At 47.7% G+C, this 20,584-nt stretch carries 16 protein-coding genes; 10 read left to right on the top strand and 6 right to left on the bottom strand.

From position 1 onward, the window contains the following. Positions 1–5: 5 nt before the first annotated feature. Positions 6–461, bottom strand: a complete 456-nt coding sequence (locus QZT80_RS25025; RefSeq protein ID WP_295128888.1) for a VOC family protein — start codon at positions 459–461, stop codon at positions 6–8. 197 nt (positions 462–658) lie between these two features. Beyond that, the gene (locus tag QZT80_RS25020; RefSeq protein ID WP_295128886.1) at positions 659–1,459 is read right to left on the bottom strand and encodes a ThuA domain-containing protein; all 801 of its coding nucleotides are present in this window, start codon (positions 1,457–1,459) and stop codon (positions 659–661) included. Positions 1,460–1,550: 91 nt separating this feature from the next. Between QZT80_RS25020 and QZT80_RS25015 the strand changes: the two genes are divergently transcribed. Then, positions 1,551–2,495: an alpha/beta fold hydrolase gene (locus QZT80_RS25015; RefSeq protein ID WP_295128884.1), complete on the top strand. Its 945-nt coding sequence runs from the start codon at positions 1,551–1,553 to the stop codon at positions 2,493–2,495. 30 nt (positions 2,496–2,525) lie between these two features. Here the strand turns inward: QZT80_RS25015 and QZT80_RS25010 are convergent, their stop codons facing one another. Then, a complete protein-coding gene (locus tag QZT80_RS25010) occupies positions 2,526–5,135 on the bottom strand; it encodes a glycoside hydrolase family 2 TIM barrel-domain containing protein (protein WP_295128881.1) in 2,610 nt (869 codons plus the stop codon). 109 nt (positions 5,136–5,244) lie between these two features. Between QZT80_RS25010 and QZT80_RS25005 the strand changes: the two genes are divergently transcribed. Further along, positions 5,245–5,457: a helix-hairpin-helix domain-containing protein gene (locus tag QZT80_RS25005; RefSeq protein ID WP_295128879.1), complete on the top strand. Its 213-nt coding sequence runs from the start codon at positions 5,245–5,247 to the stop codon at positions 5,455–5,457. On the opposite strand, the gene QZT80_RS25000 is transcribed toward QZT80_RS25005, so the two are convergent. After that, complete coding sequence (locus QZT80_RS25000; RefSeq protein ID WP_295128877.1) at positions 5,452–5,676, bottom strand: hypothetical protein; 225 nt, start codon at positions 5,674–5,676, stop codon at positions 5,452–5,454. The genes QZT80_RS25005 and QZT80_RS25000 overlap by 6 nt on opposite strands. 133 nt (positions 5,677–5,809) lie before the next feature. Between QZT80_RS25000 and QZT80_RS24995 the strand changes: the two genes are divergently transcribed. Next, entirely contained in the window at positions 5,810–6,199 is a 390-nt protein-coding gene (locus QZT80_RS24995) for a hypothetical protein (protein WP_295128875.1), read from the top strand. On the opposite strand, the gene QZT80_RS24990 is transcribed toward QZT80_RS24995, so the two are convergent. Both QZT80_RS24990 and QZT80_RS24985 read right to left on the bottom strand, forming a co-directional pair. Continuing rightward, positions 6,196–7,254 carry a response regulator gene (locus QZT80_RS24990; RefSeq protein ID WP_295128873.1) on the bottom strand — a complete coding sequence of 353 codons (1,059 nt, stop codon included), beginning with the start codon at positions 7,252–7,254 and terminating at the stop codon, positions 6,196–6,198. The two genes, QZT80_RS24995 and QZT80_RS24990, sit on opposite strands and share 4 nt — an antisense overlap. Before the next feature lie 34 nt (positions 7,255–7,288). Then, positions 7,289–8,449, bottom strand: coding sequence for a HAMP domain-containing sensor histidine kinase (locus tag QZT80_RS24985; RefSeq protein WP_295128871.1), 1,161 nt, complete (start codon positions 8,447–8,449; stop codon positions 7,289–7,291). 606 nt (positions 8,450–9,055) lie between these two features. On the opposite strand from QZT80_RS24985, the gene QZT80_RS24980 reads away from it, so the two are divergent. From QZT80_RS24980 to QZT80_RS24950, 7 genes are all read left to right on the top strand, one after another. Next, a complete protein-coding gene (locus tag QZT80_RS24980; protein WP_295128869.1) occupies positions 9,056–9,541 on the top strand; it encodes a CAP domain-containing protein in 486 nt (161 codons plus the stop codon). A gap of 968 nt (positions 9,542–10,509) precedes the next feature. Further along, positions 10,510–11,058: a sigma-70 family RNA polymerase sigma factor gene (locus QZT80_RS24975; RefSeq protein ID WP_295128867.1), complete on the top strand. Its 549-nt coding sequence runs from the start codon at positions 10,510–10,512 to the stop codon at positions 11,056–11,058. A gap of 35 nt (positions 11,059–11,093) precedes the next feature. Continuing rightward, complete coding sequence (locus QZT80_RS24970; RefSeq protein ID WP_295128866.1) at positions 11,094–12,215, top strand: FecR family protein; 1,122 nt, start codon at positions 11,094–11,096, stop codon at positions 12,213–12,215. A 149-nt stretch (positions 12,216–12,364) separates the two neighbouring features. Beyond that, the gene (locus QZT80_RS24965) at positions 12,365–15,802 is read left to right on the top strand and encodes a TonB-dependent receptor (RefSeq protein WP_295128864.1); all 3,438 of its coding nucleotides are present in this window, start codon (positions 12,365–12,367) and stop codon (positions 15,800–15,802) included. Between the two features lie 25 nt (positions 15,803–15,827). Then, positions 15,828–17,666, top strand: coding sequence for a RagB/SusD family nutrient uptake outer membrane protein (locus QZT80_RS24960; RefSeq protein WP_295128862.1), 1,839 nt, complete (start codon positions 15,828–15,830; stop codon positions 17,664–17,666). Positions 17,667–17,697: 31 nt separating this feature from the next. Further along, a complete protein-coding gene (locus QZT80_RS24955) occupies positions 17,698–18,993 on the top strand; it encodes an IPT/TIG domain-containing protein (RefSeq protein ID WP_295128860.1) in 1,296 nt (431 codons plus the stop codon). A gap of 47 nt (positions 18,994–19,040) precedes the next feature. Then, positions 19,041–20,576: a right-handed parallel beta-helix repeat-containing protein gene (locus QZT80_RS24950; RefSeq protein WP_295128857.1), complete on the top strand. Its 1,536-nt coding sequence runs from the start codon at positions 19,041–19,043 to the stop codon at positions 20,574–20,576. Positions 20,577–20,584 lie beyond the last annotated feature (8 nt).

Genomic DNA, 20,584 nt, shown 5'->3' with positions numbered 1-20,584 from the left:
CGTTACTACTCTTTATCGTACGCATCCTGTATTCCCTTAAAATCAAGCTTCACCATCTTCATCATAGCCTGTGCTACATTGCCTGCCTTTACCGGGTTTTTATCGACCATATACTTCATCAAAATATCCGGCACTACCTGCCAGGCCACGCCAAACTTGTCGGTAAGCCAGCCGCACTGTATGGGACTTCCACCGTCGGTGAGGCTGTTCCAGTAATGATCTAACTCCTCCTGGTTTTTACAGTTAATAAAAAATGAAATAGCCGGCGTGGGCTTTTCGTTCACTCCCATATTGAGGATATAAAACGGCTGTCCTTCTATTTCGATGGTGTACGCCATCACGGTGTTGTTGGGGCCGGGCATGGTACTGGTAATTTTACCATCTTTAAAGATACCTGTGTAGAAATTAGCGGCCTCCGTGGCTCTGCCAGCTAATGTCAGAAAGGGTGTGATCTTTTGCATACTCATTTATTTTTTTGAGGGATCAATGTTCGTTGTACTATGCAAACATACACCCTTACCCTAACTGCGATGCGGTGCAAAAATGACAATTTGAAGGGTGGATAACGACAGGGATTTACGTCGCGTTACCACCTGTAGAAACTATGCCGAAGGATTACAGCCAGGTAGCCACGACAGCTGGCGACGGCAGTAAGCGGCTATTCCAGGTTTGGTGCCCCAGGCATTTTTAGCGGGATATACGGGCCGGCCGCCCAGAAAATAGCGTTGCGGAAGAGGGTTTTATAATCTTCGTTGTCAAACAGGTCGGGCGAGTGGCCCATGAATATGTATACATTCCGCGCTTTATAATCGCGGTTGGTCCATATTACCGGGTGATCGCCCATCTTTTTACCGGAAGCCGGACTGTAAGAATTCTCATCTACGTTCGCCAGCACATGTACATGGGAACGCGGATTTTTATCGTACACATACCATTCTTCGGTTTTAATGGAAAAAGCCTTTGGAACGTTCTTTAATACAGGATGCAGCGTATCTTCCGCCCGCACTGTACCTGAAGCAAAACTGCCGATATAATCTTTGAAACGGATCTGTCCCATAAATTTGTAAAACCAGGGCCAGATACCGAATCCGTCGAACTCGCCGAGCAATGTGGCATGGTGGAAGCCGATCCATCCACCTTTCCCTTCATTAATATAAGATTCAAAAGCCTTAGCAGCTTTATCTTTCCAGCCATAAGGCGGATAATCGAGCTGGATAAAAAGCTGGTACTGTTGCAGGAAATCCACATCAATCTTATCTGTATTGTTGATATAGTCGATCACAAAACTGCTGTCGGCAGCCAGTTGATCAAGCCATACTTTGGCCGCTCTGGAATACGCTATATGATGACCACCGCTCTCAGACAAAACAAGGGCGCGGAAACGCGGGGCAGGCTTAAAGGACATTAACGTTAAAAAGATCAGCGCACCGATGGTGGACAGGGAGGCCAGTCGTTTCATAAATTCATGACGTGTTCATGGTAAGATAAGGAGAATATGACCGTGGTGCAAGCTGAACATTTTGTATATTGATAGCATAACCCTCAAACATATGATCAAGCATCTTTTCCTGATTTCCACGTTACTGCTGGTACAACTGCTAGTAAAGGCACAACAGACGGCCGAGAAATTTGTGGTAGAAACAAAGTACCTGTTATCGCTGCCCGATGGCTACAAGGACGATACAACCAAACGCTGGCCACTGGTAATATTCCTGCACGGCTCCGGCGAAAGCGGCACCGATCTTAATAAAGTAAAAGCGCATGGCCTGCCCAAACTGGTGGAAGCCGGTAAAAAGTTCCCCTTTATCGTGGTATCGCCCCAATCATCCGGCTTTGGCTGGCAGCCCGACATACTTTACCAGATGTTGCGCGATATTAAAAAGAAATACCTGGTAGACGATGACCGTATTTACCTGACAGGCCTGAGTATGGGCGGTTACGGCACCTGGGCGCTGGCGCAGAAACACCCGGAAGAATTTGCGGCCATTATACCAATATGCGGCGGCGGCGACACCACCGATCTTTGGAGGCTTCGCTACATGCCTACCTGGAATTTCCATGGTGCTAAAGACAATGTAGTATCTATCAAACAAAGCGAAACCATGGTAAACACACTGAAGCAGTATAATAAAAACGTAAAGTTCACCATTTACCCCGAAGCTACGCACGACAGCTGGACGCAGACCTACAACAACGACAGCCTGTACACCTGGATGCTGGCGCAAAGCAAACATCGTTTTAAAACCGTGGAAGTACCTGCCAAAGTGCTGAACAGTTATGCGGGCACTTATGTAAATAAAAGTAAAGACACTGTACAGGTAACCAGCACCGGCACGCAACTGAAAGTGGCAGCTTCCCGGAACAACCTGGTGTTGAACCCTGCCTCTCCCACGGTGTTTTACTGGATGCCGAATGTACCCATAGACGTGGAGTTCGTAAAAGACGGATTTATACTAAGGGTCGATCGCCGCGATAAATACACGAAAATAAAATAACAAAGGCCGGAGCAGGAACTCCGGCTTTTCTTATCTTATTTCGATGTACTGTTCTTCCACATTCCATCCGAATACTTCAACCAGCGCATCTTCTTTCCATTTACCGCTGATTATTACTTCGCGCTTTTCGCCGGGTAATACGGATACATAGTTGTCGCTGTAAAACACGGGCAGTATTCGCTTCCTGTGCTGTTTATCTACCAGTGATACCCGGTTAAAGAAAGCAACCGGGCTATTCGCCGTATTTGATATGGTAACCGTAATACTATCCCCGGTTTGCCTGGCCGTAATTTGTGGTTTGGCGGCAGGCATTTGCTGCAAACCGGTATGATTGCCATCCGCAGCTGGCAGCCAGTAAAGGTTTTCATCTACCACTTCGCGGTTTGTATTGATCAGTTTTAAGGAGAAAAATACACCTTCCTTCTCCCTCAGTTTATCAAGCCGTTTCTTTTCTGAAAGATACTTCTGGATGGTAGCAGGCGGCGCTTCTACGAACACCTGTGTAAGCAGGCTGTCGCGGCCCTGCATATCATATACCTTCAACTCCAGCATCAGGTGGCGGGCATAATCAAATGTATTGTTGGCGGCCATTACCATTCCATCGGTAGGGTCGTACATAATGTGCAGCGGTGTGCCGCCTTTACGCAGGCCGTACAGGCAGGCATTGGGATCGAGATAATAATCATACATCTGACCGCGCATGGCCGTCCATGGGTTTTGTGTTTTCCAGATGATAACGCCCGTATACCAGTCCCACATATGCGAGCTGAAACCTTCCATCAGTGCCCTGTATTGGTCGTAGTTCACGAGTTGTGCTTTATTGGCCCAGTCTTTCAGGTTTTCCACCTTTCCATAAGGCTGCAGGTGATGATCGTAACCTATGTATTTGTGGTATTGCCATACCGAATCTACCTTGCCTACCGGCGGTACGCGGTTTACTTCCGGCAGAAAACGTTCGAGCGAAGCGTAGTCGCCAACACCAACCGAACCCACTTCGGAGTTATACGGGAAGGTACGCTGGTTCCAGAATGTAGCGATTTGCTGTATACCATAAGGCCCGTCGCCGTTGCCGCCGATGGTATTGTACGACATACTGTCGGTGTTAGAATAATCATAGAAATAGCGTGTGCCATCAAGTAATGGTAAGATGCTATCCTTCATGGCATTAAGGATGTCCTGTGGCGGTGTAATTTCATTACCGCCGCACCAGAAAGCCAGGGATGGGTAATTGCGCAGCATTTTCACCTGGTCGGCCACCGATTCAAGAAACAGGTTGTGATCGTCCGGGTAAGCCCTGCGCGTCCATTGGTCCTCCTTCTTTGCAGGATCCAGCCAGCGGCCGTTGCAATCGCCCGACATCCAGAAGTCCTGGAACACCAGCAGGCCGTATTTATCGCATGCTTCGTAAAACTCTGGCCGTTCGGTGAGGCTGCCGCCCCATATGCGGATCAGGTTAAGGTGCATATCGCGGTGAAAACGTACCTCCGCATCATAACGATCCTTCGTAAACCGGAACATCGCATCAGAAGCGATCCAGTTGCCTCCTTTAATAAATATCTTTTGTCCGTTAACAGCAGTTTCGCGGCTGCGGGTATGTGTGTTCCAGTAGGTTTGTATCTCCCTCACCCCTACCTGCAATTCTTCCACATCGCTTACTTTACCATTTATGAGGAACTGTAGCTCCATCGGGTACAGGTATTGCCCGCCGTAACCGGCAGGCCACCAGAGTTTCGGCTGTTGTAAGGTAAGGTCAGGCAGTTGTACCGTTAACGACTTATTGGCGCCGATAGTAACCGCTTTACTTATCACCTTCCCTGCGAGCGTATATTTTAATATGCCTGCAATGCTTTTAGCAGTGCTGTTCTGTAATTCTGTACCTACCTGTATCAGTGCAGGCGCCTGTTGTTCATCAGCCGGCTTCCTGGTGCCAGCTACCCTGGTAACGATATGCGGGTGCAGGATACGGACGGCCCCGGTTCTTTCCACCGTCACCTTGTCCCAAATGCCTGTATTACGATCGCGCATAGGTTGTATCCAGTCCCAGCCAGCTGTGTACTGCGGACCAACGTTCTTCGCAATAGTACCATCGCCACCCTGACCACCATTAGGATTACCGGGCACTGCCGGCGGGTATACGATGACGGCGAGCCGGTTGTTCCCGTTCCTGTCCAGCCAGGCTGTTATATTATAGGAATGGCGCAGGTAAGCGCCGTAGTGGCGTGCATTATTCAACTTGTACCCGTTCAGGAATATATCGCAGCCATCGTTCACACCCCGGAAGTGCAGCCAAACCTGTCCGTCTGCTGTAGGTTTTGGCTCCTTAAAGTCGTTCACGAACCAATAAGTATAATGATCGTTACCCGTATGGTACACATCCGGGATAAGCTGATTGTTCATGCCATAAAAAGGATCGGGCACCTTCCTGTTATTCAGCAGCGTAGTTAATACGGTACCCGGAACTGTGGCGGGTAACCAGCCATCCAGGGCGTAATTGCGTTGCGATAAGGTTTCGCCGCTGGTACTTACTTTGCCAATGTTGTTACACGACCAGCCGGTATTAAGCTCGTACTGGGTTTGGGCGTATGTACCCGTAAAAAAAGTAAGTAGCAGAAATAGTAGTCTGAAGGTCTTTAGCATCATCGCACGGTTTTTAGGGAACGGCTTAGCGTCCTGGTTCACTGTTGTAGTAAATATAGAAAAGGAGACACTGGTATCAAAACCGTATGTCCCTAAAAAGCTCTATTTTGTTATGATGAAACAATCTTCACCTGCAGGAAATATTCCCAAACTGGCACAGCCGGCGGTTAGGGCTTTGAATGATGCAGGCATCCATACGCTGGAGGCCCTGGGTAAAATGACTGAAAAAGAATTGGCTGCACTGCATGGCATCGGACCGGATGCGCTTAAGCGGCTAAAAAAGGCCATGCAGGAAAAAGGACTTTCTTTTAAGAAGGGATTATAAATACCGCATCACCTGTTCACGGTAACGGTCAAAGTCTGTTTCATTCGTAATCGTGTCAAACACATCCTGCCCGCCATCGGCCTTTTTCCGGACCAGTATAACGTTATTGCCACCAATGATGGTGCGCCGGGCACGCTCCAGGATGGCCTCTATACCCTGAACGTCCTTAATGGTTTGTAACTCCTCTATTTTATTGACAGCGATAGTATAATCTTCCATAAATCGCTAAGATATTTCAATTTGAGAATATAATGTATCAGCCACACTAACCACATTCAGTAAAAAGACTGATGACGGTCAGTATCCGGGGTGATGATAGCGGTTATATTGCAACCATAAAATCTGCATGCTGGTGATACAGGAAAGAAAAATAGATGTGTTGATCGCTGAAACGACCACCTGGAAACAATTGATCCAGGAGTTGGAGAACGAGAACATCTTTTTCAAAACGCGTTTGGCGACGGTGCTTAGCACTGGCCGACACGGCTTGCCGATAGAACAGTTCGAACACTTCCAGAACCGCTTCCTGAAAATGGACAGTCAGCTCACCGTACTGCGGCACGAGGTGCGCGAGCAGTTAAAGCAACTGGAGAGCGCAGCCCAATCCCACGAAACCGCGGAGGTCTTATCTGTTTTGTTGCAGGAACAGCTCGGCAAACGTATGACCGTTCTTGAAAGCAGCTTTGAAATCCTGCTGCACGACTTTTCCATGTACCTATCCGAAAACTTCCCCGGCAGCTAGTACAGCAGCCCTGCCAGTTTCTGCTGGTTCATTATTACAATCGCTCCTTCCTGAATATCAATCAGTTTCTCTTCCCTGAAATCGCCCAACGTGCGAATCAGCGACTCCGTAGCCGTGCCCGCAATGGTAGCCAGGTTATCGCGACTGATATCGATCGTAAACGGCTCGTCTCTGGAAGCATTGTACTTTCGCACCAGGCTCATAAGCGCTTCGGCCACTTTTTTACGGAGAGAATTGTAGGCAAGTCCCAATAATTGCTGCTCCTTAGTGCTTACGTTGCGGGCCAGCATTTTTACAAACTGAACAGCTACATCGTTATTACTGTTTAGCAAACCTTCAAAGTCCTCCAGCGGAATAACGGCCAGTTCTGTTTCTTCCATCGCCTCTGCTGTATCCTTGTATAAACCGCCTTCCAGCAATGCAATATGCCCCAGAAAGTCACCTATGTTATAAAGTTCCACCACCAGCTCTTTACCATCATCGTTTCTTTTATAGGTTTTCACCTTTCCTTTTTGCACATAATAAAGGCGCTGGGGGCGATTCCCCTCAGAATAAATCACCTGTTTCTTTTTATACTTCTCCGTATTGCGGCCCTCGGGCAGGTTTTGCAGGGCCGATTTACCCCCAGCTACGTCCATGAGTTTGTTCAAACCCTGTATATCCGGCGTGAAGTTTTCCTTTCTGACCTCCGCCTTTTTCAGCCTGCTTTCTACCGCATTCAGCAAATCGGTGCCGCTAAACGGTTTGGTGATGTAATCGTCCGCCCCGAGATCCATGCCTTTGCGAAAGTCACCTCTTTCAGACTTGGCACTGAGGAAAATAAAAGGTGTACCCTTTAGCTCATCGTTACGCTGCATCATATGTAATACGCCATAGCCGTCTAATACAGGCATCATAATATCGCAGATGACCAGGTCGGGATGATTTTTAATCGCCAGTTCCACGCCTTTTTTGCCGTCGGGGGCTGTCAATACTTTGTAACCCGCCAGTTCCAGAATTTCTTCTGTATTTTCTCTTATTTCTGCGTTGTCTTCAATCAGTAGCAGCGTTTTCATCTATTTTCAGTTAAAAGTTTCAAAATAACATGGATTAACATTCGGTAACGGGGGGAAAGATGATGGTAAAAGTCGTGCCAACGTCCAATTCGCTTTGACAGGTAATAATGCCCTTCATTAACTCGGTGTACTTGCTTACGATGTGTAATCCCAGGCCCGTACCCTGGATATTGCCGGCGTTGCCGCCCCGGAAGAAGCGTTCAAACAGGTGAGCCTGGTCTTCAGGGCTCATACCAATACCATTATCCCGCACCTTAAGCGTAAGGCCATAGGAGTCGGTGTGCGACAATACCTGTATTTGCGCGTTTTCCCTGGTACTGAACTTCACTGCATTACCGATGAGGTTAAGTATAATATGCCGTAACAGCGACGGATCGAGCATTACATCAGGCCAGCCCTCATGTTTATAGCTGATTTCCTGGTTAGGTTTTACAATTCCCTGGGCCTCCTGTATCATTTTATTAATACTCTCCCGTACATCGAACAGCACTGGCCGTACCACCACTTTGCCTTCTTCAATTTTACCCAGCGAGAGGAAGTCGTTCAGGATATCCGTCAGGAAGTTCACTGAGGCAACAATCCGGTCGATATGTTTATTTCTTTTATGCTGATCTTCTTCGGCATTGTACTGTTTGGCCAGGTAGGCGGAGGAAAGAATAGTGCTGAGCGGTGTGCGGAACTCGTGGGAAGCCATGGACACGAAGCGGGATTTCAGTTCACCCAGGTCCTTTTCCTTATCCAGCTTCACATTCAGCTCGTCCCGGGCCGATTGCATCGCCTCCAGTGCATGCTGCAGCCTGTCCGTACGCTGTTGCACCATTTGCTCGATGTCTTTGTTTACATGGTCGGCCAGCGGGGCAGAGAGGCGTATCAACAGGTAATCTTTATTATTGAATGTAAGCGGCGCCTGCTCGTAATGGCTATAGAAGAATTCGCCGCTGGCACTCTCCCATTTCCGCAGGCTGCCGGACGTTGGTACAAAAGCGTCGGTGGCCCCCATCTCGTTTTTTGCCAATAGCGCTTCCGCCTCTTCCGGACCGGATACGCCCAACATGGCGGCCCCTTTATCGTTCAGGAACACAAGCGTGCCCTCCGGAAATTCGCGGATAGCCACCAGTGCCGGAAGTTTTTCTATAGCAGTCTGAAAAACAGACAAGTGGAAATCAGTGCCAGGATCAATCTTCGAATAATACATACAACAGCCGAAAATATGGTAAAACAGGTTTGGGTCCGGTATTGCGACAGTGAGGGAGTACGATGTTTTCGGGAAAACTCCCCTCCTGCCATAGTAAGTACTTAGAGCAACCGTTAATCCGCCGGAGTGAGGCAATAAGGCACAAACACATCGGGGTTTGGTTAGCGCGAATCTTCCTGGATGAGGTTACAGGTTAAAATCACCTAAAAATGATCACCGGTTGCCATTAAATGATATTGAAAGATAAGTAAATTATCTTCTTCATCAATTACTCGCTGATTTAACCCCATAAAGGCAACTCTTTTTTTCTAACCAAAATCAGGTACTGACGGCCGTCAGCTTCCCAAACCCTTACCCACACTACATTTCTATGTAAATACACCGAACGTGTGAAGATGACACTCATCATTTTTGGTGATGGCCATCATTCTTTACGGCCTGCGGCGGGTATACCTTTGTTTCAGATTGATGGATAAGCGGGGTGAATGAAAAACTGAAGTAACCTGGAAAGTGCCCGCAACATCATCTACCCAAAACGAGGCTTTGACCATATCCAAATAAAAAATGAAATTCCGCCTGACGTTCTTAATTCCGATAATCTGCCTGATGGCTTCGTGTTCAAAAGAGCCGCTGACAGAAATAACCGTAGAAAACGCTTCGGCCCTCGGTAAAGATTCTGTTTTTTCCTATACCAATACATTAAACAGAGATGTGATGTTGGCGCTGATCAATGATGCTCGAAGCAAAGGCTGCAACTGCGGAAGCGAAACAATGCCTGCTGTAACACCGGTAAAATGGAGCCAGCGGTTAGAGAAAGCAGCCTGGTTACACAGTAAAGAGATGAGCGACAGCAACTACATCAGCCACACCGGCAAAAATGGTAGCGATGCGGGTGCCAGGATCAAAGCCCTGGGTTACAACTGGAAAACATACTACGAAAACATTGCGGCCGGCAATATTACTGAACAGGAGGTGATTGCTGGCTGGCTGAAAAGCCCCACGCACTGCAAAGCACTAATGAACGCAAAGGTTACTGAAACAGGCATAGGCCGCTACAGTTACTTCTGGACGCAGGAACTGGCAACACGATAAAAAGAAATTATTATATGCATAAGTCTGATTGGGAAACAGTGAAACGAATATTTGTCCATATCCTTCGAAGAACCTACAGCTGTTATGAGAGAAGAAAACCTTCAACAGTCATAAGACAAATGAAGCATGAGCAAACAGATAGGCTATTTATCCCTTGCCGCTGATTTGAATGTACGAGAAACATGGTGGTGTACATAAACGGGCAGGAACAGTGAAAACAGGAGATGTCGAAGAGAAAAGTTCCGCCCGTTTATTTTAAAACAAACGAGTCATTTTACAAATACAATGCCCGGGGCACATTAAAACGAGCGCAAACGATCAAGCTATTTATTACGTCCTGTGACGATCCTATTTTAACTTTTTAACACCTATTGGAAATAACTTTTTAAAAACTGATTAAAAAACTAAACATGGAACGTTACTTTTTCGCTGCCTATGATACCGTTTTCAGGATTAAGCCGAATTACATTTTCTGCAAGTTTAAACCGGTTGTATATCCCGTGCCGGTGGTATACAATTAATAAACAAGCCTGCCATATTCTATGCTTTTAAGAGTTGCTATTTATTCTATACCTGTGAACGATATTCCATTTTATCATCTGTTCTTTTTTTGAGAGGGCTATTTATCTCTTACCTGTGAACGAATTTTTTTGGGGTTTAATGTTTGATGTGTTATCAGCCAAAATCTAAAACACTTAATAGAGAAATGTACGCGTCAATTTAGATTTTTCAGCGTGCAAATTTTGACCATATCTTTTTGAAAACCTGCCTGTACCTATAGAAATTATTATAATGTACCTTCTCATAATCTATGCTTTTTTGGGTTAAAGAAGAGAGGCCGCCTGTAACTGGCGGTCTTTTTTATTTCAAACAATATTCTCTATCTTGAAACCGGATGTTCGAAGAAGGTACTATTCCACCAATCAACCAGTAATCAACCGCCCACAAAGACGGTATTAATTGTATAAATGCATCAATACGAGGACACGGACCTGATCCAGCGGCTCAAAACCGGCGACCTTACGGCGTATGATGCGCTATTCCTGAAATATTACAAACTATTGTGCCTCAATGCCTTTTGGTTCCTGCAGAACGAAGAGGAAGCGCAGGACCTGGTGCAGTCTTTTTTTATAGATATATGGGACAAGCAGCTGTATTTCCAGTTTAACGGGGAGATAAAAGGTTATTTACACATGGCTGTGAAAAACCGCTGCCTTAACCACCTCAAAAAGCAAAAACTGCTGCTGGACAAGGAGGCTGCCTGGTCGCAAACCCAGGAAACCGAGCAAGCCGCTGCTACCGGCGAAGCCGATCCTGATTACTATGGTCAGATAAGGCACACGCTTAACGATATGGCCGGACAGAAAAAGATGGCGGTGCAGATGGTATATGTACAGGGTAAACGCTACAAGGAGGCGGCGGACGAGATGGGTATCAGCGTTAATTCTTTTAAGACGCACCTCAAGCGGGGCCTGAAATTGCTCCGGCAAAACATGAAAAATAACCGGCAACATTAACCCGATCACTACAAAAAGTTGTAGTATAGTTACAAATGGAACCACTGAACGACGACATATTTCAATTATTTATAGAAAAGCTTGGCGGGCAGTTGTCTGCCAGCGAAGAGGCCCATATAGAAAAGAAGCTGGCTACCGACCTGGCATTTAAAGCTGCCTGGGAAAAACTGGAACAGGACGCACTGGCGATGAAGGCCGGCACGTTTGCCGCCAACATCGATACTGGTGAGGCGCTGGCTAAAGTAAGAGCCCAACTGCAGCCCGCACCTAAAAAGACATTCACCCTTAAACGCGCACTGCCGGCCGCTGCTGTATTACTGCTTCTGGCCTCTGGCGCGTATTTCCTGCTGAAACCAGCACCTAAAAATGCGGGTACACTTGCCGGTATCAGGGTAACTAAACAGCCGGTAGAACTGAAACTGGCGAACGGACAAACGATCACACTGAACGATAGTGCGGCCATCCCCCTGAATAATGCTACTTTAAATACAGGAAATAATACCCTGGCCTACACCTCTGAAGACACCACTGTTAATACCTTACAGGTACCGGCAGGCGAAAACTATCACCTGGTGCTGAGCGATGGCACCGAGGTATGGCTCAACGCCGCCTCCACCCTCTCTTTCCCTTTCCATTTTGGCAAAGGGAACAGGCAGGTAACCGTATCTGGAGAAGCCTTTTTCAAAGTGGCGCAAAATGCCTCGCAGCCTTTTATAGTCCGTACCCCGCTTACTGAAGTACAGGTATTGGGCACCTCCTTTAACATTAATACCTACGAAAGCGGCACTGTTAATACGGCGCTGATAAATGGCAGTGTAATAACGAAAAATGCGGGCGGCCAGCAACTAAAGCTGACGCCCGGTATGCAAGCTGGCTTTACGGCAGCAAAAGGGTTTAGCTCCACCGCCTTCGATGAAGATGAAGTACTGTCATGGATGAAAGGTATCTATTATTATCACCGTATGTCGCTGCCTGAACTGGCAGATGTTGCAGGGCGGTTTTATGGAGCCAGCTTTCATGTAGACAAAGCTAAATTTTCGCACATTACAGTAACGGGACTCATGGAGCGCGACAAACTAAAAGAGTTTTTAGCCGATCTGAAAACCACGGCCAGCATTTCTTACCGCTTCGAAAACAACGAGATATATCTCCAGTAACTGATCTTCATCCATACTTTTTTATTGGGTAAAATATTTTTTTTAATACCCGTCACCCATTCCATTTCTTGCGTTGTAGTTATGTTGAAAGGCATTATCAACCAACAAATGCTGCTGTTATCGTAAAAAGTCTTAAATAATATTCCATCATGCGAAAATGTGTACGCCATTGCCAGCCGGCTATGCGAAGGGCGCTTTATGTCCTGCTGATCGGCTGCCTGCTACCGATGCTCTTCCAATCGGCCCAGGCACAAGTAAATACGCCAACCTTGCAGCTACCCGTTTCCATCTCGGGCAAAAACATTTCTCTCCTGGAAGTTTTCCAGGCCATTAAAAAACAAACAGGGCTTACCCTGGTGTACAGTAACCAACTGTTAAACGATGCCGAAAAAGTAGACGTCAACTTTAAGAAAGCCAAACTTGAAGAGGTGCTTACTTTCGTATTAAAAGGCAAAGACCTCCGTTTTGACGTAAAAAGCAACCGCATTGTACTCGACAAAAAAGACGCGGCACCAACACAGTCTGCCCCACCCCAACAGCCAGCAACAGTTACACAAAGCCGTGCTGTAAAGGGTCAGGTGATGGACACCAAAGGTGCGCCATTACCCGGCGTTACCATTTCGATTCCCGGTACATCCCGTGGCACCGTAACCGATGAATTGGGTGTATTCTCGCTGGATGCCGACAAAGGTGAAATCCTCAACTTTAATATGATGGGGATGAACCCGGAGCAGGTAGCCGTAACCGACCGCAAAACGCTCAAAATCGCGTTAACTGAAAAGGTTGACAAACTGGATGAGATCGTGGTAGTAGGTTTTGGTGCCCAAAAGAAAGTAACCGTTACAGGCGCCGTATCCACCGTAAATATGGCCGATATGCAAACACCGGTACGTTCGCTCACAAATGCACTGGCCGGTAAAGTGGCCGGTGTGATTTCGGTGCAGAGCGGCGGTGGTGAGCCTGGATATGATAACCCGGAATTTACGATCCGTGGTGTAGGCACATTTACCGGTAACCGCAGTCCGTTGATCATTGTAGATGGTGTACAGCGTGAGGATGTGAACAGCACTTACGGGGGCGCGTTTAACAACATTGATGCGGAAGATATCCAGAGCATTTCCTTACTGAAAGATGCCTCTGCTACTGCCATATTCGGTGCCAAAGGCGCTAACGGCGTATTGATCATCACCACAAAAAAGGGGATTGCCGGCAAAGCCAAAGTATCTGCTAAGGTGGAATCGGGCGTAACCGGCCTTACAAAATTACCGAAAATGCTGGATGGCGTAAGTTACATGCAGCTCTTAAACGAAGCGCGCACGAATAATGGTGAAACACCTGTGTATTCGGACGAAACAATCGCTAAAACGGCCAGCGGTCTGGACCCTTACCTCTATCCAAACGTAAACTGGATCGATGCTATTTACCGCGACTGGGCTTCTATGACCAACGCGAACGTAAATATCAGCGGTGGCGGAGAAGCCATGCGTTATTACGTGTCTATGTCCTTCTTTAACCAGGAAGGCCAGTATAAAGTAGATAAAGACGTAAACGGCTACAATCCCAACCTGAACTTCAAACGTTACGACTTCAGAAGCAATATTGACCTCAACATTACCAAGTCTACGATATTATCATTAAACCTGGCGGCGATGCTGGTGAACAGCCGTTATCCAGGCAATTCTGCGAGCACTATCTGGTACAATTCCTTTGCTACCAACCCGGTTGCCTACCCTATAAAATACGGTGACAATATATGGGCAGGCCCGCGCGCAAACGGCGGTAACAATCCTTTCAACCTCGTACAGAACGCAGGTTACAGCACTGAGTTCCGTCCCTCCGTACAATCCATCCTTTCCCTTAACCAGCGCCTCGATGGTATTATAAATGGACTTAGCGCTACAGGCCGTTTTTCGTTTGATACCTATGGCGAGTTTAACAACAGCCGCAAGGGTCTCAACGATCTTTGGTACGCCGGTTCCCGCAACCCGGACGGCACACTGGCGTTAGAACGTGTAAGGAACGGCAGCACTTACCTGGGTTACGAATATAGCTCGCAGGGCGAACGGGTAATGTACCTCGAAGGTAACATCAACTACGATCGCAACTTCGGCAAACACACGGTAGGTGGCTTACTCGTAGCATCTGCCCGTAACCGTCTTATCGGTGCCGCCGGCACGCTGAAAAATGCTATTCCCTTCCGCAACCAGGGCTTCGCCGGTCGTGTAACATATGCTTACAATGACAAGTACATGGCTGAGGCCAACCTCGGTGCTACCGGTTCAGAGAACTTTGAAAAAGGCAATCGCTGGGGTTACTTCCCTGCAGTATCTGCCGGTTGGGTAATATCGAAAGAAGACTTCTTTACGCCTTTTACTTCCACCATCAACCTGCTTAAAGTAAGAGCCTCCTGGGGACTTACCGGTAACGACCAGATTGCAGGCGACCGGTTTGGCTATCTTACCTACGTGGGTACTGGCGGCGGTACACAACTGGGGTACTCTCCCACCTGGTACGAGGGTATAACAGAACAAGTGATAGGTGCTGACAACCTTACATGGGAAAAATCAGCGAAAACGAACATTGGCCTCGAAGTTGGGCTTCTGAATAAGTTCAGCCTGATCGTAGACGTGTTCCAGGACAAAAGATCGGCTATCCTGATCCAGAGAAATTCCATTTCTTCCATCGGTGGCTATACAGAACTCGCCTCCTTTGCGAATTTGGGCAGAATGCAGAACAGGGGTATTGATGGTACCCTGGAATATAACGACAAGTTTGGCGAAGATGGAACTATCCGTTTGTTCGGTAATGTTACCTACGCGAAAAACAAAGTGCTTTTCAGAGATAGTCCTAAGTACCTGTACGATTACCAGCAGCCTGAAAACAGGGTATGGTCTGAATTGTACGGTTACAAAAGCCTCGGCCTCTTCGCAGACCAGAACGACATCGATAAAAGTCCGGAGCAAATGCGCCCTGTAAAACCAGGCGACATTAAATACGAAGACCTGAACAATGACGGTGTTATTAACGCCAATGATCAGACTTACCTCGGCAAATCCACCTTCCCTACATGGTCTTACGGTTACGGGTTCAATGTTACCTACCGCCGCTTCGACCTCTCGGCTATTTTCTCTGGTATTGCAGATGTGGGCATCATGGCCAATGGTGATCAAATTAACATGAACGACGGCAGTTCTGCCGGTGTGGGTGTTGTGCCTTTCGCCGGTATCGGTCAGTATCCTGCCAACGTGATCGCCAATGTTAAAAACAGGTGGACGGAAGAAAACCCAAGCCAGGACGTTGAGTATCCGAGACTCAGCATGGCCAACTCAGAAGATAACAACTACGTTCGCAGCACCTGGTGGTTAAAAGACGGTAGTTTCATGCGTTTGAAACAGGCTTCTATCGGCTATCAGATCATCACACCGGCTATGAACAAAACAGGCATCAGCAGTCTGCATTGTTACGCTGCGGGCACCAACCTGCTTACTTTCTCCAAGTTCAAAACGTGGGACCCGGAGTTAGGTAATTCAGCAGCCAGGTATCCTTATGCAAGAACGATCACCGTAGGTCTGAGAGCACAGTTTTGATCAGGTAACAACAAAAACATTAAAGATGAATACGTGTAAATATATTATTCTGTTCACAGGCCTTCTGCTGGCTGTAGGTATTACTTCCTGCACCAAATACCTGGACCAAAAGCCGGACAATCTTTTAACTGAGGACCAGATATGGCAAACCAGGGCGAATGCCGAAGCCTATCTCTACAACATATATGGCTATCTGCCCGATAACAGGGCCGGTGGCGACTTTGAAACAATGGGCGCTTCTGATGAATCCTCTGTTTCTATCCCTACAGTAGGCGTTCGCCAGATGGCCATCGGCAACTGGAGCCCTACCAGCGGTTATTTTGAAACATGGGCATGGTTTTACACCGCCATTCGTAAGAGTTATGTATTTGAGCAGAACATTGACAAAGTACCGGCCAACCAGCTGAGCGACGAGCTTAAACTGCAGTACAAATCAGAGAATAAATTCCTCCGTGGTTTCTTCTACTGGAATCTGTTAAGACAATATGGCCCGTTCGTAAAAGTGACCACGCTAATCCCACAGGACGCCGACTTTCATCAATTCCCACGCGCACCGTTCGATACTTGTGTAGGCTTCATCAACAACCTGATGGACGAAGCCATGGTAGGACTTCCTGCTAAATGGGAGGCGAATTCAAACTTTGGCAGACCCACAAAAGGCGCCTGTATGGCCCTGAAAGTGAAAACCAACATGCTCGCCGCAAGCCCGTTATGGAATGGTAACCCGGCTTTTGCCACCTTTAAAAATGCCGACCAAACACCACTTGCACCGCTCAGTTATGATAAAAACAGGTGGAAACTGGCGGCCGATGCAGCAAAAGCCGTAATTGACTCCAACTACTTTAAACTGTTTACCAACCTTGATAACGGTGGTACCACATTTGATCCGTATGCTTCCGTTCGCGACGTGTTCCTGACTAACTGGAACGACGAGATCGTGTTTGGCAAAGTAGGCTGGAGCCGCTGGGGCTTCACAAAATGTGCGTCCCCTGCACCAGGTGGTTACAATATGTACAATCCTACTCAGAACCTGGTAGATGCCTTTGCTATGGCAAATGGTAAAACCATCGACGATAACACTTCCGGTTACGTAGAAACAGGTTTTGCACAAAGCAGTGGCGCCAACAGCTGGGGGCACAGGCAAAATGACTGGAACATGTACGCTAACCGCGAACCCCGTTTCTATGCCTACATCATGTACAACGGCCGCCCCGTAGTACCTGCACCAACTCTGGACGACAAAAACTTTTACTCATCAGATAATAACATCAACGGCCAGGGACGTGCAGAGTTTTACTATAATGGCAAATCTGGTCAGCGTACCGCTACGGGCAACCTTACCGGCTACCTGCCACTCAAACGGATCAGCGCGAACGATAACATCCGTAACGACCAGGTTGCCTTCCGCGGTCCCTACATACTGCTGCGTTATTCGGAGATACTGTTAGATTATGTAGAAGCCCTCAACGAATTTGATCCGGGCGATCCTAACATTGTTACTTACCTGAACCTCGTAAGAACAAGAGCAGGTTTGCCAGGCATAGAAATCGTATACCCCGGTGCTGTGGGCAACCAGGACCAAATGCGTAAACACATTCTGCGCGAAAGGCAGGTAGAACTTTGTTTCGAAACCGATCGTTACTACACCCTTACCAGGAGGTTGCTGCTGGGTAAACCGGAACACACCGCTATTTACGGCCTGGACGTTAACGCGAACGATAACGGGCTTGGATTCGCCTTTACCGGCTTATACACCAGGAAGTTGTTCCAGCAAAGGTATTGGGACGACAAAATGTACCTCTACCCTATTCTGCAGGGCGACATAGAGCGTAACAGGGCCATCGTGCCAAATCCGGGCTGGTAATATCATTCACACAAACTTCAATGCATTATCTATGATAAAGTCATTTTCTATATACCTGCTGCTCGCCGTGTTAATCATGGCGGGCTGCAGCAAAGATGATCTCGGGCACAATCCATCTCAGCCGATGACCATCACCAGCTTTACACCGGAACAAGGCAGCGGTGGCACATCGATACTGATTACCGGCGAAAACTTTTCGGGTGATACTTCCCAGCTTGAAGTACTGATCAATGGCAACAAACTGGTGATCACCGGTGCTAACACCAAACAGATCATGGCCGTAGTGCCGAAGAAGTGCGGCTCCGGTACTATCACCGTGAAAGTGGGCAGCAACAGCGTAACCAGCACCGATGTATTTAATTACCGATTCACCCGCACCGTAAGCACGCTTGCAGGCAACGGTACCGCAGGTTATGCAAACGGCAAAGGCGAAAACGCCTCTTTCAATTTCAGCGGTGCTAACTGGTACAGATCGCAGGGTATTGCGGTAGACGACAACCTGAATGTTTTCATAGCAGACCCTGGCAACCATTGCATCCGGAAAATCGACAGCGCGGGCAACGTAACACTGGTAGCAGGTAATCCGAACGTTGGAGGTTATGCTGATGGCCAGGGTACCGGCGCAAATTTCTGGTATCCTTACGACCTGGCTTTAGATAAAGCAGGCAATATGTATACCGTAGATCCTATCAACTGGGATATCCGTAAAATTACCCAGGATGGAACAGCAACCACCATTGGCTGGGCATCACAGGAGCCATGGTCAGTTGCTGTGGACAAAAGAACAGACCAGGTGTATTATAGCGGTGCAGTAGGCAGCGCGAATATATATAAACTGGAAGACGGTAATTCAACCGCCATCGTTCAGGGTCTTGTATATCCTACAGGTTTCGATTTCGATAAAGACGGCAACATGTTTGTGACCGGTCATGGAGAAAACGTTATCTATAAATTCGACGTGGGCACCTGGACACGCTCTATTGTGGCCGGCCAGTTAAATGTAGGCGGCTATCAAAACGGTGTAGGTACCGCCGCTAAATTCTCTTTACCCTGGAGCCTGGCACTGGACAGTAATGGTAACATTTACGTAGCGACCAACGGCCGCAGCGATGGTGGTACAAACAATCCTGATCAAAGCATCCGCTTTATTGAGCCGGGTACCTGGACCGTGAGTACGTTCGCTGGCAGCGGCACGGCAGGTTACAGCAATGGCATTGGTGAAGCAGCAGCCTTTAGTGCGCCTACAGGCGTAACAGTGGATAAAAACGGTACGGTGTACGTACTGGACAAAAACAACAACCGTGTAAGAAAAATAGTATCCGAGTAACCATATAAACGGGTGGCAGCTCCGGTTGTCACCCACCTTTTTCTACCATGTATTCCATTCGCTTATGTGTAATATTGCTGCTGGCCTGTGCCTGTAGCAAAAGTGGCAGCGCGCCCACTGGCGGCAACACACCGTCTTCCAAAACGTACTATGTATCACCCACTGGCAGCGATGCCGCTGCGGGCACTATTAACGCACCACTGAGGGGTATTAATACCGCTTTAGACAAAGCTGTGGCCGGCGATACGGTGATGGTGAAAACGGGGGTGTACCACGAAAATGTACGGTTCCCGAAATCGGGACGACTGGATAAATACATTACATTAAAGGCCTACCCCGGTGATAAACCGGTAATCGACGGAACGGGCCTGGGCGTTACCGGCAAAGAAGCCCTGGTCAACATCAGTAAATCCAGCTACATTATTTTTGAAGGATTTGATGTGTGCAACTTCAAAAGCAGTTCGCCCTGGGTTAGTCCCAACGGTATAGTAGCAGACGCGGGAGCCAGTAACCTCATCATCAGGAAAAATAAGATTTACAACATTGAACACAATGCAGCGCCTGCAGATGGCAGAAGCGCGCATGCCATCGAAATATTCGGTAACACCAGCACCCCTATGAAAAATATCCTGGTGGAGGATAACGAGATACACGACTGTAACACCGGCTACAGCGAAAACCTGACCATTAACGGGTATGTTGATGGCTTTACCATCCGCGGCAACAAGATATACAATGCTGAAAACATTGGCATTGACGCTGCAGGTGGCTACGCCGCCAACACTGTACCGGAATTTAACTACGCCCGCAATGGTGTTATTACCGGCAACGAATTGTTTAATATCGATATGACCACCGGCCCCGTAGGCCCCATTCACGGTCACGGTGCTATCGGCATTTATGTAGATGGCGCACGTAACATTACCGTAGAGAAGAATAAAATATACAATACTGATCGCGGGATCGGTATTGTGAGTGAAAACGACGCCTTCCCTACCAGCAACTGCATCGTTCGCAATAACGTTGTGTACAACTGCTGGCGTACGGGTATTTACCTGGGCGGTTACCTGGGTTATACCTCCGGCGGTACCAGGGATTGTTATGTGGTCAACAACACCATCTTCTTCAACAACCGTGAAAACGGCGCTTTCGGTGAAAATGAAGGGGAAATAAGACTCACGGAACAATGCTTTAACAACATAATCAGGAACAATATCGTGTATGCAAGGCCCGGTGGTATTTTCGTTCATAAATACAGCAACACCGGATCGGGCAACATCATCAATAACAACATGTATTTCACCACAGGCACACCGCAATGGATATGGAACAGCACCAATGGCACACCGTACACCACACTGGCCGCCTGGCAAAATGCATCGGGCACAGACGAAGCTTCTGTTAGTCACCTCGATCCGCTGTTCGTAAACTTACAGTTACCCGATCTCCAGCTACAATCTGCCTCCCCCGCAAAAACCGGTGGTGTATTCATTTCGGCGGATGTTAACGGTACAACGGACATACTGGGAAAACCCAGGTTTAACGGGACAAATATAGGATTGGGCGCTTACCAGGCGCAATAGCACATCAA

Origin of the sequence: uncultured Chitinophaga sp. (assembly GCF_902168175.1) — a bacterium.
In the GTDB taxonomy this organism is placed as follows: Bacteria; Bacteroidota; Bacteroidia; order Chitinophagales; family Chitinophagaceae; genus Chitinophaga.
This window is presented reverse-complemented; position numbering and strand designations above follow the sequence as displayed.